The following is a 13886-nucleotide window of genomic DNA, read 5'->3' as shown; positions in this document are numbered from 1 at the left end:
AGCCCTTCGCGCGAGAAGCCGTTCGCGATGAGTTGTTTGGTTAGAAGCCACGAGCCCTTCGCGGGAGAATCTAGGGGACTGTCCATGAAAGAAACCAGGGGAAATGAGATGAGAAAGGGGAGAGCTGCAATGAGAGAGACGGGCTTGAAGCGGCTGACGAGCGGGGCGTTTTTTATGGGGCCTGCGCTGTTGATTTTTGCTGCAGTCATTATTATACCTATCGGAATGAGCATGTATTACAGTTTGTTTCAGTGGGATGCGATTTCTGCCAGGATTTTTACCGGAATGGACAATTACACGCGGCTGTTTCAGGATCCGGTCCTGTGGATCTCGTTGAAAAATTCGCTGTTTCTTACTTTGGGAGCGCTGCTAATCCAGCTGCCGGTCGGGCTGTTTCTGGCGATTCTGCTCGGCTACAAGCTCAGAGGCTCCAATTTTATGAAAACGATCTACTTTACGCCGGTGATGCTGTCAACCGCAGTGCTGGGCATCCTCTGGGCACAAATTTATGATCCGAATTTCGGCCTGCTGAACAATCTGCTGATTAAGCTCGGATTGCAGAGCTGGACGCATGCCTGGCTCGGGGAAACGGGGACGGCGCTGGCTTCGGTCATTGCAGTCGTCGCCTGGCAGTTTATTGGCTTCTACGTCGTCGTATATTTCGCGGCGCTGCAGAATATTTCCGACGAAGTGCTCGAGGCCGCCCGGGTTGAAGGGGCTAGTGAATGGAGAATCGTGTTCAACATTCAAATTCCGCTCATTTGGGGGACGATCACCTTCACGGTGCTGAACTGCGTTATCAACTCGCTGAAGTACTTTGACCTCATTTACATTATGACAGGCGGCGGACCCAACAACTCCAGCGAGGTCATTGCCAGCTATATGATGAAGAACGCCTTCAAGCTGATGGATTACGGCTATGGGAGCGCTATATCAACCTTCCTGCTGCTGTTTGGGTTGGTCTTGGCATTGATCATTTTTAAATTGCTAAACAAGGGAAACGCTAAATTCCAATAAGAAAAATAGACTGAGGAGGCTTAGACGTAGGCCGGGGAAGCTCAAACGTCGGTTAAGGGGGCTTAAACGTAGGCTGAGGAACCTCAAACGTAAGCCGAGGAGAGGAAGCCAAGAGGTAGGCTGAGAGAGCTTAAACATAGGCCAAGAAGCAATAAACGTAGGCTGAGCAAGCTTATGAATGAATTTCATCACCTTAAGAAAGGAGTGGGTCATCTTGCTCAGAGCCCAAGCGGCAGCACATCATCCACAGCCAAAGACTACGGGAGTGAACAGCGAGAGGCGCTTTTTTAGCCGAAAAACCGCCGTGAGAGCCCTGCTGTACGCCATTCTGCTGACTCATTTGGTATTTACAGGATATCCTTTTGTTTGGATGGTCATCTCATCCTTTAAGAGCAACAAGGAGTATTTCGCGAATCCGTGGGGGTTGCCGGCAGAGTGGCGGTTCGACAATTTTGCAAAAGCCTGGAGCGAGGGAATTGGCGGCTATCTGTTCAACAGCATGTACATTACGCTGTTCTCTGTGATCGGTCTGCTGATTGTGGCGACCTTGATCGGGTTTTATTTTGCGGCCCGTCCGTTCAAAGGCTCCGGGCTATTGTTGGGAATGTTCTTTCTAGGCATGCTTATTCCCGTTCACAGCACGCTGATCCCGCTGTTCATGATCTCGAACCGGATCGGCACTTATGATACGTTTTGGGCATTATTTTTTCCTTACATCGCTTTCAATCTGCCGGTGGCTGTGTTTCTGTCCTATGGATTTTTCCGGGAGGTACCAAGGGAGATCGAAGAGGCGGCCACAGTGGACGGCTGCGGCATTTACCAGAGCTTCTTCCGCGTATACTTTCCGCTGGCCAAGCCGGTGCTGGCTACGGTGACGATTGTTTCTTTTTTCAATATCATGAATGATTTCGTCTTCCCGTTAGTGATGATTTCCAAGGAATCTTTGAAAACGCTGCCGATCGGATTAATGATGTTCAAAGGCAACTTTAGCGCAGACTATTCACTGATCAGTGCAGCATTGGTCATAACTACAGCCCCAATCCTGATTCTGTATATGTTCCTGCAAAAATACGTTCATAAAGGGGTTGTAGCCGGCTCGGTAAAGGGCTAGGTGCAGGGACAGGACGGGGTTTATAATAAAACATGAGAAAACGAGGGGGAAACACCAATGAAAAAGGCATTCGTAATCGTTATGCTTGCTGTTTTGCTAACTGTAACAGCATGCTCTGCTCCAGGAGAGAGCAAGAAGCAGGCCGATGTCAAGGAATTGACGATGTGGAGCATGGAGACACGCAGCCGGGAGACGATCGAGAAGTCGATCAAGGAATTCAATGATACGCATCCGGATATTCATTTGACGGCGGAGTTTTTTGAGGATGAGGCTTTGAAAACGAAGATGAAGGTAGCGATTGCGGGCAATCAGCTGCCGGACATTATTACGTACTGGAGCGGGGAAACGTTCGATACGCTGGTGTCCACGAATATGCTTGGCGATATTACGGACAAGCTGGCCCAGGATGCTGAGTTCAAGGATAACGTGCTCCCAGGTGGACTGGATACGTTCACCTATGAAGATAAGACCTACGCCATTCCCGTCTTATTCAGCGGGGTGTCGCTCTGGTATAATAAAGAGATCTTCGCCGAGAACGGCTTGACTCCGCCTGCAACCTATGATGAACTTTTAAGTGTGGTGGATCAACTGAATGCAAAGGAGATTACGCCGATTACGATCGCCGGCAAGGAACGCTGGCCGATGCTGCACTGGTTCTCTTACCTGGCTCAGCGGGTCGGTGGAACGGAGCCGTTCGAGAAGGCCAAAAACGGGGAAGCCGATTTCACGCAGGACAGCTTCGTGCAGGCCGGGGAGATGTTAAGAGAACTAGCCATTGATAGAAAGGGATTTGTAAACGGATTCCTGGGACTTGATTATGCCGCTGCGGAATCGCTGTTCGTTAACGAGCGTGCGGCGATGTATTTGCAGGGAGAATGGGCGATGGAGGCTTTTCTGAACGATGAGTTTGCGGAGAAGGTGGGCTTCGTGCCGTTCCCTGCGGTTGATGGCGGCCAAGGCAGCATCAATGTGTATCAAGGCGGCTTCGGCGTAGGCATGGCGATCTCGGCCAAGGCGGATCAGGATGCAGCATATACCGCGATTCGTTTCCTGTCCAGTCCGGAACAGAGAAAGGAAATTTACGAAGGCGCCAATATCAGCCCAATGAAGAATCCGGGGCTGGACGATTCCAAGATGCATCCGCTTGCTTATGAATACGATAAGTCGATCAGCGACAATCTGGAAGGCTTCTTCGGCTATTACGACCAGACGCTTGATGCGAGACGGGCCGACCAATTCCTGGATCTGATGGGCGCTATCGTCGGCCAGAGCAGCAATGATGTGAAGGAAGAATTGGCGAAGATTAAGTAAGGGCGGCGAAACTATAAGTTGAACTACGAAATGGGATGCGGGCAAGGGAGATCAATGATTCCGGAGAATTTGCAAGCTTGCTGAAAGAAAGCTGCTTGGGGCGGATAAGCTCGTGATCGGCTTAAAGCTGCTTCGAGAGCCTAAGCTTGTGATCGGCTTAAAGCAGCTTCGAGAGCCTAAGCTTGTGATCGGCTTAAAGCAGCTTCGAGAGCCTAAGCTTGTGATCTACTTAAAGCAGCTTCGAGAGCCTAAGCTTGTGATCTACTTAAAGCTGCTTCGAGAGCTTGAGTTTGTGATCGGCTTAAAGCTGCTTCGAGAGCTTAAGTTTGTGATCTACTTAAAAGTTGCTCGAAAGCCTAAGCTTGTGGTCGCCTTAGTGACCTGATTTCTACCTCTTATGGACATATATGAACCTGAATCATCTAAGAAAATTGGGAGCAACAGCGATCGCAGGAACATTTTGCGGAACTTGCCCTGCATCCCCTTTCGTTCAACTTTCATTTCCATGGTTCACACTTGTATAAATGGATTTTTAGCAGCTAATTTCTGTGTTAAGGAATGGAAAGTAGATTTAAATGTATTTCATGTCATTAGAAGAAGGAAGATGGCCATCATGGGCTAGATACTTGATTTTAGATGCATGAAATCCATCTAATTTTTCGAAACATTGGTTTGGAGTGTAATTAGTCACATGAAATCCATTTAGTGTACGACACAGTTTAGTGCACGACTGGTCAGTGTGCGACACGGTTTAGTGCATGGCAATTTAGGATGCGATTGCTCAGTGTGCGACACGGTTTAGTGCATGGCAATTTAGGATGCGATTGCTCAGTGTGCGACACGGTTTAGTGCATGGCAATTTAGGATGCGATTGCTCAGTGTGCGATACAGCTTAGTGTATGGCAGTTTAATGCACGATTGCTCAGTGTAAGACTGAACATATTAAGTGAAACGGCAGTTATGCAGACAACTAGAATGGAAGCGAGGAATATGCGGTGTCTGAAATTATCAATCCGATTTTGAGGGGCTTCAACCCGGATCCATCGATCATTCGGGTAGGCGAGGATTACTATATCGCGACTTCAACGTTTGAATGGTTCCCGGGGGTTCAGATTCATCATTCCCGGGATTTGAGGAACTGGCAGCTCATCGGCCATCCGCTGAGCCGGACGAGCCAGCTTGATATGATGGGGAATCCCGACTCTGGCGGCGTATGGGCCCCTTGTCTGAGTTACCATGAAGGTACTTATTATTTAATATATACCGATGTCAAAAGCCATATGGGGCCGTTCAAGGATACGCATAATTATTTGGTTACCGCCCAGGATATCCGCGGCCCGTGGTCGGAGCCGATCTACCTGAACAGCAGCGGCTTCGATCCATCGATGTATCATGAGGAGGACGGCACGAAGTGGGTGCTGAACATGGTATGGGACCACCGCAAAGGGAAAAACCACTTCGGCGGCATCGTTATGCAGCAGTATTCGGAAGAGGAACAGCGTCTGACCGGGCCGATCTACAACATCTTCAGGGGAACGCCGCTGGGGCTCACGGAAGGCCCTCATATTTATAAAGCCAACGGCTATTATCATCTGATGACGGCGGAAGGCGGAACCCGGTACGGTCACGCCATCACGATGGCGCGCTCGGCTTCGCTGCTCGGCCCTTACGAGGCCGATCCTGCCGGTCCGCTGCTGACCTCGGCGGATCGCCCGGAGGCGGCGCTGCAGCGCGCGGGACACGGCAGCCTGGTAGAGACGCAGCATGGCGAGCTGTACGTTGTGCATCTGTGCGGGCGGCCGCTGCGTCCATCGATGTGCTGTACGCTCGGCCGGGAGACGGCCATTCAGAAGGTGGAATGGACGGAGGACGGCTGGCTGCGCCTGGCGACGGGCGATCATGAGCCTCAGGTGCGGGTGAAGGGCCCGAGCTTGCCGGAGCATCCTTTTGCGCCGGAGCCGGAAACGGAGCATTTCGATGGCGCAGAGATCAGCCGGCACTTCAGTACGCTGCGCGAGCCGCTGGCCGAGTCTTGGGCATCGCTCAAGGAACGACCGGGTTATCTGCGGCTGCGGGGCCGGGAATCGCTGTATTCGCATCACCGGCAAAGTTTGGTGGCGCGGAGGCAGCAAGCTTTTCTCGTGGAAGCGGAGACGGTCGTGGAATTTGCGCCCGAGACCTATCAGCAGATGGCCGGCTTGATTTATTATTATAATACGAAAAATTATTATTACCTGTGGATTAGCCGGGATGAAGTCTTGGGCAAATGCTTAGGAATTATGTCGAGCGATCGCGGGTTGTATGACGAGCCTCTGGATAAACCGGTCTCGATCGAGGGCTGGGATCGCTGCTACATGAAGGCAGTTATCCGCCGGGAGTCCCTAAGATTCTACTACTCTCGCGACGGGAAGGAATGGCTGGCGATCGGCGGAGACATGGACGCGACCAAGCTCTCGGATGAGAATGCGGAGCTGGTCAAGGATGGTATTGCCCTAGACCAGGGCTTCACCGGCGCCTTCCTGGGCATGTGCGCTCAGGATCTCAGCGGGCGTGGAATGCATGCGGATTTTGATTATTTTACGTATCGCGAGCTGGATGAATAGACCGCAAGCAGCAGCGGGTTAGCCGTGTTAAACGAAAAACGGATCATGTTAATTGTTGCTGTATAAGTAGTTGTATAAGTTGCTGTATAAGTGCTATATAAGTGGTGTAAAAGTGCTGTTTAAGCTGCTATATAAGTGCTAAATAAGTGCTAAATGAGTGCTAAATGAGTGCTAAATGAGTGCTATATAAGTGCTGTATAAGTTACTCTATAAGTTGTTTTATTGATGAACTAAAGAATGGTGCAGACAAGGGAAAAAAATGATTCCAAGAGAAGCTGAAAACTCTCGGAAGGAAGGCTGCATCGGAAGCATGGCTACCTCGGTTGCATAGTAGCTGCCTCGGAAGCAAAGCGCATCAGCTGCATAGTAGCTGCTTCAGAAGCATAGCGTATCGGTTGCATAGTAACTGCAAACTCGGAAGCATAGGCCTGTGGTCGCCTTTGTGACCGGACTTCTGCCTCTTATCTTAGGAACCCCAAAAAAACTGAGAGCAACAGTGATTCCAGGAGTGTGTTACGAACTTGCCCTGCGCCCATTTCAAGAGTTCAATTTATGAGATTCCGAAGATGAAGCCGGAATCTAGAATTAGTTTAGAATTCAAGCTAAGGCTAAAGCCTGGAACTGGATAGACAGAATTCAACCAAGGGAGAGCTGACAATGTCAAACATGATGGATGCAGCCGTACTGAACAAACCAATGGATATCGAAATCAAGCAGGTACCCGTTCCGAGCATCAAAGAGGATGAGGCGCTGGTTAAGGTGTACTGCATTGGGGTCTGCGGCTCTGATGTCCACTATTATGAGCATGGGCGGATCGGACGTTATGTCGTGGAGAAGCCGATCATTCTAGGCCATGAGCTGGCTGGAGAAGTGGTGCAGGTCGGAGCGAAGGTGGCCAACGTCTCGGTAGGCGACCGGGTCGCTGTAGAGCCGGGGGTGGCCTGCGGACGCTGCGAATATTGCAAATCGGGGCGCTACAATCTATGCCCTGACGTCGTCTTTATGGCTACGCCGCCGGTGGATGGAGCCTGGGCGGAATACGTGGCCGTACGCAGCGATTTCCTGTTCCGCCTCCCGGATGAGATGAGCTTCGAGGAGGGAGCCCTGCTGGAGCCGCTGTCCGTCGGCATGCATGCCATGATTCGCGGCAAGGTCGGCCCGGCGGATCGGGTGCTCGTCACGGGGCTTGGCCCGATTGGGCTTCTGGCGATTCAAGCCGCTAAAATTTACGGCGTGACGGAGATTTACGCAACCGACGTAGTGCCATTCCGTCAGGAGCTTGCGCAGAAAATGGGCGTTACCGCCGTCATTGATCCTTCGAAGGAGAATTTGAAGGAGCGGCTTGCCGAGTTGACCGGCGGGAAGGGCATTACCGTTGTCGTGGAGTCCTCCGGCAACGGCCGCGCCATTGCGGACGCCTTCGGCGCCGTCAACCGGGGCGGGCGCGTCGTGCTGGTCGGAATGCCGGCAGCGTCGGAGATTCCGGTCGATATCAATACGATCATCGATGGCGAGATCGATGTCTACGGATTGTTCCGCTACGCCAACACTTATCCGTCGGCGATCCAGGCCTTGAGCAAGTCCGGCATCGACATTGAGCAGGTCATTACGCATAAATATGCGCTTAAGGATATTAAGGAAGCGATTGAGGTCGCCCGCACTGAGAAGGAAACGAGCATCAAGGTCATGATCTATCCCGAGCTGTAATCGGGCCCGCTGTCCGATTCGCTGTACCCCATAGAACAGTCAGGAGGCAATCAGATGAGGCTGCTGAGCAAGCTAGGCTTGGACAGGACGAGAGGCCAGATTTTTGTCGGGTTCATCGTTATGATGATTATCGTGTTGTCGCTAACGGTCAGCAGCCTCTATTATTTGCTGTCGAAGGTGCAGAAGGAGAGCGCCTCCCGCTATATCGACGAGATTGCCGAGCAGGCCAGCGGGCGGCTGGAATCGCTGCTGAGCGAGATCAATGTGCTTACCCTGCAGCTTGCGATGGATGAGCGGATTCAGGATCAGCTTGCTGATGAGCTCCGGGGTGAAGCAACGACCTATGATGAGAAAATGCAGCTGCGAAAAATTCTGATCGATAAAACGGCATATTCGGAAACGATTCGCGAAATTGAGCTGTTCTCTGAGGAGAACAGCCTTTACCCGATTGTCGAGCAGAATATTGTGGACCGGGTCGGTGAACGATACGTCCGGGAGGCGAATGAGGCTGATCGGGTCGGCGCGGTGGTCTGGATTGGCCGCGATCCGCATAACCCGGAGGATTTGCTGGCGATCCGGCGGATCAAGGTGGAGAAGCTGGAGTTCCGGAATGGAGGCTATTTGGTAATTCGCATCAGGCCCTCCCTGATTGAATTTATCAGCCGGGACGTCGCTAAGGCCAAGGGCAGCATCATGCGGCTGCTCGATGCGGACGGCAGTGAGATTTCGCTGGTGGGAGCCGGGAGCGCGCCAGCTGCGTCCGAATCCGCCGCAGGGAGCGGGATCAACCGGGAAGATTATGTGACCGTGCAGCGGAAGATCAAAACGACCGATTGGCAGCTGGAGATTATGGTTCTTAAGACGGCATTGACGGAGGATATCCATTTCCTGCAGGATGTGCTCATCTGGGCCAGCATTCTCAGCATCATCGTCTTCGCGGTCCTGTCCTACTACTTGTCACTGTTGATCACTTCACCGATTAAGAGGCTGTCGAGGGTCATGCAGAAGGGGCGAGGCGGCAATCCGCAGGAGAACCCGGATCTGTATTTCAATCGCGAGGTTAATTTGCTGAACGTGAAATATAACCAGATGGTCCGGGAAATCAATCATTTGATCAAATCGGTTTATGAAAAAGAGCTGATCAAAAGCAAAAGCGAAATTAAGGCGCTGCACTCGCAAATCCATCCTCATTTTTTGTTCAATACGCTAGACTCGCTCTACTGGGCCCATATCCGCAAAGGGGATAACGAGCTGGCCCAAATGGTCATCCGGCTTGCGGATCTGTTCCGCTACAGCATTCAATCAAGCGGCGAGGATGGCTTCGTTACCGTGGCAGAGGAGCTGGAGCAGGTCAAGCGTTACGTCTATATTATGAAAATGCGCTGGCACGAGCGGCTGCAGGTGGAAATTCACGATGATCCGTCCTTGCATAATCTGAGAATTCCGAAGCTGACGATTCAGCCGCTCATTGAGAATGCGATCATCCACGGCATTGAGCCGCTGGAAAGCGGCGGAAGCATTGAGCTGACGGTCCGGGAGCGGGAGGGAGCCGTCTCGTTCATCATCGCGGATAATGGCGTCGGCATGAGTGCGGACAAGCTGGTTGAGATTCGGGAACGGCTGCAGAACGGGATGAATGTAGCGTTCATCTCGAGCGGCAAAGGCATTGGCATGTTCAATGTCAGCAAGCTGATTCAGTTCCACTACGGGCCTGAATATGGCATTCGCATCGATAGTCTGCCGAATAAAGGCACCATCGTTGAGGTTAGAATTCCGGCCGCGCAGAAGGAGGAGGTGGATAGAGATGAGCCTGCCGGTGATCTTGGTCGTTGATGACGAATACAACACAAGAATGGGCGTGTCCTATACGCTGCAGCAATGGGGAGGAGACAAAGCTGAAATCGCCGTCGCGGAGAATGGACAGCAGGCGCTGAATATGCTGCGCGAGCGGGAATATGATCTGCTCATCACCGATATCCGCATGCCCTTGATGTCTGGCATTCAGCTGCTGGAGACGCTACGTGAGGAGAAGAATGAGGTGGCGGCCGTACTGCTCACCGGGTTCGCGGAGTTCGAATACGCCCAGCAGGGACTGCGGCTGGGTGCGATCGATTATCTTCTGAAGCCGGTGCAGCAGTCCGAGCTTATTAACACGACCGAGAAGGCGCTGAGCATGGCCCGCCAGGCGAAAGAGCGAAGAGCGCGCCTGCAGCGGCATTTCAGCCAGCTTAAGCTTAGCGAAGCTGATGCGGTAAGGGGAGCGCAGGGACAGACGAGCCAGGATAAAGACCCGCTTAGTCTGCACACGAGCAACGAGTATGTGGTCAAAGCGGTTCAATACATCGAAGAGCATATTTCCGACGTGCTGACGATCAAGGAAGTGGCCCAGCAGGTTCATCTGAATCCGAGCTATTTCAGCGTGCTGTTCAAGGAGGAGGCGGGGCTTACCTTCATCGATTACGTTACCCAGCTTCGCATGAAGAAGGCGAAGGAGCTGCTGGAAAGCTCCAGCCTGAGCCTGGACGCCATTTCGGAGCAAATCGGCCTGCAAACGACGAGCTATTTCATCCGGATGTTCAAGAAGTTTGAGAGCATAACCCCCAAACAATATCGCGATCAAGTGAAAAACAGAAGCTAGGCTGCCTAATCTAGGCAGCCTTAAGTTCAATATAAGCCTTGCAGCATGCAGGCGATATCCGCTCGGCCCCAAATCAATATAAGCCTTGCAGCATGCGGGCGATGTCCGCTTGGCCCCCAATCTATATGAGCTTTCACCCTGCAGGTGATGCCCTCCGCCCCAAGTGTTAGATATCCGACTTTTTAAAACGGGTTAAAGCAACAATCAAAATGCTTCCACAAAATATGGCCCAGCAGCCGGCTGAGAATAAAAATCCGGTCTGCGGGAAAATAATCATACTCGGCAGGCTTTGCAGAGATCCCATAAGAACGAGGCTCATGATAATAAATAGTGCAGCATTTCGAATCAGAATGGCTAGTGCAAAGAACAGGGTAGCATAGCAGATAAAGGCCGCCAGTTTAATAGCGAATAAGAAATAGAGCTGCTGTAAATTGTCCTCAGCCAGAGGAGCGAGTGCTGACATAGGAAGCGCCAGCAGCATACAGGAGACCAAATTGAAGATCAGGATAAGAAATGCAAATTGTACAGCAGACACCCATTTTGCCAGCATGATTTGCAAACGGGGGATTGGCCGAATAAATAATAGCTTGGCTGTACCGTGAGAGAATTCGTAGTTAATGATCTGCGACACAAATAGAATTAAAATCACGTATAGGATTTGGTTTTCCGTCTGAAATAAATTGAAGGTTACAGTCCAATAATCGCTAAAAGGCTGACTCTGAAATGTCGTTAACAGCAAAACGGTTAAAATAGAAACAAAAGATGTGCAAAGCATGATCCAAGTGGATCGCATGTGGTAAAGCTTCATGTTTTCATTGCGGACTAACCGGATCAATTTCATAAGAACCTCCTGCAAGTATTCACGGGATTTCATTTTGATTTAAGATTATCTTTCCGGTATCACTGCTAATCTCCAGTTGAGCATTATGATCTGTTGCTTCACCAAGGCTTCCTGCGATTTGATTCATACCGAACTGGCTAAGCGAAGCAGCGGAGGGCGTGAAGGCTGCATCAAGATCGGTACGGACTACACCGTTTGAGTATAAGTGGAAGAAAAGAGCCTTCGCAGAAGCGGTTAATCCAACCTTGATATCCCCTTTATTTGTAAGGATCCGGTTATGACCTGTCAGCGGCTGCCATTCCTTAATAGTTACATGCCCAGCGCTTGTATTTAGTGAAGCATTTCCTTCCAGCCTCATAATTTGAATATTTCCGAGAGTAGAATCAGCCGTTAACTGTTGGCCTATATAGGAATCCAGGTAAATGCCGCCAAGATCGCTTTTGAATTGCAATGTATTCGCCTTCAGCGGTTGGTCCGCATATACGCTGCCAAATTTAGTTTGTATATTTACGTTTCGAAGCTTGTCTGCAGGCAGATCAATTTGAAGCCTGACAGATTTGTTCAGGCTAAGCAAGGACATCGCAGCATTATTCTCAATGGCCCGTACGTGTAAGTGATCTTTATCAGCAAGCAGGAATACATCATAATCACTCAGCCTGGAGGCTGTGCCGGTAATCTTCGCATGAACTTGATGATCAGAGCTTAACGATAAATGAACGTCAGTTATATCGCTGATGACGGTAATATCGTTAATTTGATCAGCTTCCATGCTTTTAGTTTTGTCAAATTGAGCCGTATAGAGACTATTGACTCCCACTATTGTGGTAATTATTAATACGAGCAGGAGCAATAGACTAATCCATGCTATGTATTTTTTCATCATATATTTCCTTTCAGTGCTACTCTTCTCTTCTTAATATCTCTTGCTGCTCGAACGCTCTCCAGCCAATAATGAGGAATGTTGCATGGACGAGGGTCCAGAACAAATAAGAGATAAGGAGGCTCATCCCGGGGATCACGGGAACGAAGCTTACGGTAAAAGCAAAAAAAAGAATCGTAATCATAAGAGAGAGGCCCAGATGGCGGGTAAGTACAGTTACAGTAAAGGCCAATGCAATATAAAATGGGAAAACAAACAGCTTCGTGACAAACAGCTTCATGGCTGCATAAAGACCTTCCACGTAAGTCCACTGCTCAAATCCCGATGTAAATCCTGCAATGGTCATAGCCAAAGGAATACTGCCCAGGATTCCAAGGAGGACATATAACAGAATCGCAATATACTTGGATAACAAAATCCATGATCGGGGGAGCGGCCTGATCAGCAGAAGTCTAATCGTACCCGTAGAATACTCCCGGCTAATGATATGAATGGCGATGATCATCGAGATCATCATGAAGATCTGAATGAAGATCTGCAGCACATGCGAGGTACTGTCCCAATAAGGCAAAGCCGGCGACGAGCTGCCCAGATGCTGCCCAATGGCCGCCAATATGGTGAATGCATAAGCGATGATCAATGAGATCAGACCGCTTCGCTGGTAATAAAGTTTCATATGTTCGTTTTTGATCAGGTTCATCAATCTCATATGACATTCCCTCTAGTGATTTGCAGGAAGGCATCCTCCAGAGGAGTCTTTGACTGGGAAGAGGAGGATATTTCCGACATTTTCAGCGTATGTAAAAGCTTCCCGTTCTGTACAATCCCTACCCGATCACACAGGAGTTCAATTTCAGAGAGCAGATGAGATGAAATAAGAATCGCAGTATTGTCTTCATGAGCCAGCTTTCTTATATAATCACGTGTATCTCTAATTCCAGCAGGATCTAAACCATTTGTTGGCTCATCGAGAATGAGCAATGAGGGAGAGTGAAGCAAAGCTTGAGCCATCCCCAGCCGTTGGCGCATTCCGAGGGAATAACTGTTTACGACATCGTGGATTCTGTTGCTTAATCCAACGATTTCAGCGATCTCCATGATGCGGTCACGCGAGATATTATTATGCATACGCGCAAAATGTAGCAAATTTTTATAACCGGTAAGATACGAATACAGGTCAGGTTGCTCTATAATAGCCCCAACATGTGAAATAGCTTTGATGAAATCCGTTTTGATGCTATGACCGTGAATTTCAATGTCTCCTTGCTGCAGCGTCGATAAGCCGACAATTAACCGAATTGCAGATGTTTTGCCAGCCCCGTTTGGACCTAGCAGACCAAATACTTCACCTGGGAATACCTCCAGACTCAACTCATCAATAACCTTCCGGTTCTGGATTGTTTTGCTGACATTGCGGATTTGCAGTATGGGTGCCTGTTGCATGATTTCTCCTTCCTGTTATCTAAAATAATGGCCTATAAGGGAAAGGCTCTACTCCTTCTTCTTAGTCAACAATACTGCAGCCCCTGAGATCAGTCCCAGACCGGCTGCGCTTACGAGGCTATACAATAATTCTGGCTTTCTTAGACCCAAATAAAGAAATCCGTTCATGATCAGGGTAATCACACACAACAACAATATCCATTTCATAATTCTGTGTGTTGACATAAATACTCTCCTCCATTATCAGCCCATAATATTCCTCTATTATGATTTAAAAGGTTCAGCTGAGCTTTTTTAAGCGATTTGTAAAATCAAACCGTTTGTATTACTATCAT

13 protein-coding genes are annotated in these 13886 nt (G+C 49.8%); 8 read left to right on the top strand and 5 right to left on the bottom strand.

Annotated elements, in window-relative coordinates; translation table 11 throughout:
- Positions 1-108 precede the first annotated feature (108 nt).
- From BN2762_RS25245 to BN2762_RS25210, 8 genes are all read left to right on the top strand, one after another.
- The gene (locus BN2762_RS25245) at positions 109-1017 is read left to right on the top strand and encodes a carbohydrate ABC transporter permease (protein WP_222861121.1); all 909 of its coding nucleotides are present in this window, start codon (positions 109-111) and stop codon (positions 1015-1017) included.
- Positions 1018-1231: 214 nt separating this feature from the next.
- Entirely contained in the window at positions 1232-2128 is an 897-nt protein-coding gene (locus BN2762_RS25240) for a carbohydrate ABC transporter permease (RefSeq protein WP_055109677.1), read from the top strand.
- Between the two features lie 57 nt (positions 2129-2185).
- Entirely contained in the window at positions 2186-3439 is a 1254-nt protein-coding gene (locus BN2762_RS25235) for an ABC transporter substrate-binding protein (RefSeq protein WP_055109675.1), read from the top strand.
- A gap of 112 nt (positions 3440-3551) precedes the next feature.
- Positions 3552-3824 carry a hypothetical protein gene (locus BN2762_RS25230; protein WP_055109673.1) on the top strand — a complete coding sequence of 91 codons (273 nt, stop codon included), beginning with the start codon at positions 3552-3554 and terminating at the stop codon, positions 3822-3824.
- Between the two features lie 610 nt (positions 3825-4434).
- The gene (locus BN2762_RS25225; protein ID WP_055109671.1) at positions 4435-6042 is read left to right on the top strand and encodes a glycoside hydrolase family 43 protein; all 1608 of its coding nucleotides are present in this window, start codon (positions 4435-4437) and stop codon (positions 6040-6042) included.
- A gap of 657 nt (positions 6043-6699) precedes the next feature.
- A complete protein-coding gene (locus BN2762_RS25220; RefSeq protein ID WP_055109669.1) occupies positions 6700-7749 on the top strand; it encodes an NAD(P)-dependent alcohol dehydrogenase in 1050 nt (349 codons plus the stop codon).
- Positions 7750-7803: 54 nt separating this feature from the next.
- Entirely contained in the window at positions 7804-9582 is a 1779-nt protein-coding gene (locus tag BN2762_RS25215; RefSeq protein WP_055109666.1) for a cache domain-containing sensor histidine kinase, read from the top strand.
- Positions 9554-10387 carry a response regulator transcription factor gene (locus tag BN2762_RS25210; protein WP_055109664.1) on the top strand — a complete coding sequence of 278 codons (834 nt, stop codon included), beginning with the start codon at positions 9554-9556 and terminating at the stop codon, positions 10385-10387. The genes BN2762_RS25215 and BN2762_RS25210 overlap by 29 nt, the downstream gene beginning before the upstream one ends.
- 166 nt (positions 10388-10553) lie before the next feature.
- Here BN2762_RS25210 and BN2762_RS25205 read toward each other — a convergent pair whose 3' ends face one another.
- The 5 genes from BN2762_RS25205 to BN2762_RS27165 form a co-directional block, all read right to left on the bottom strand.
- Positions 10554-11228 carry an ABC transporter permease gene (locus BN2762_RS25205; protein ID WP_055109662.1) on the bottom strand — a complete coding sequence of 225 codons (675 nt, stop codon included), beginning with the start codon at positions 11226-11228 and terminating at the stop codon, positions 10554-10556.
- Positions 11229-11247: 19 nt separating this feature from the next.
- A complete protein-coding gene (locus BN2762_RS25200) occupies positions 11248-11997 on the bottom strand; it encodes a DUF4097 family beta strand repeat-containing protein (RefSeq protein WP_222861120.1) in 750 nt (249 codons plus the stop codon).
- A 130-nt stretch (positions 11998-12127) separates the two neighbouring features.
- Entirely contained in the window at positions 12128-12784 is a 657-nt protein-coding gene (locus BN2762_RS25195) for an ABC transporter permease (protein WP_222861119.1), read from the bottom strand.
- 29 nt (positions 12785-12813) lie between these two features.
- A complete protein-coding gene (locus tag BN2762_RS25190; protein WP_055109657.1) occupies positions 12814-13551 on the bottom strand; it encodes an ABC transporter ATP-binding protein in 738 nt (245 codons plus the stop codon).
- Between the two features lie 48 nt (positions 13552-13599).
- A complete protein-coding gene (locus BN2762_RS27165) occupies positions 13600-13776 on the bottom strand; it encodes an LPXTG cell wall anchor domain-containing protein (protein ID WP_148500011.1) in 177 nt (58 codons plus the stop codon).
- Between the last annotated feature and the right edge of the window lie 110 nt (positions 13777-13886).

The sequence above is a fragment of the Paenibacillus ihumii genome, assembly GCF_001403875.1.
Classification (GTDB): domain Bacteria; phylum Bacillota; class Bacilli; order Paenibacillales; family Paenibacillaceae; genus Fontibacillus; species Fontibacillus ihumii.
This window is presented reverse-complemented; position numbering and strand designations above follow the sequence as displayed.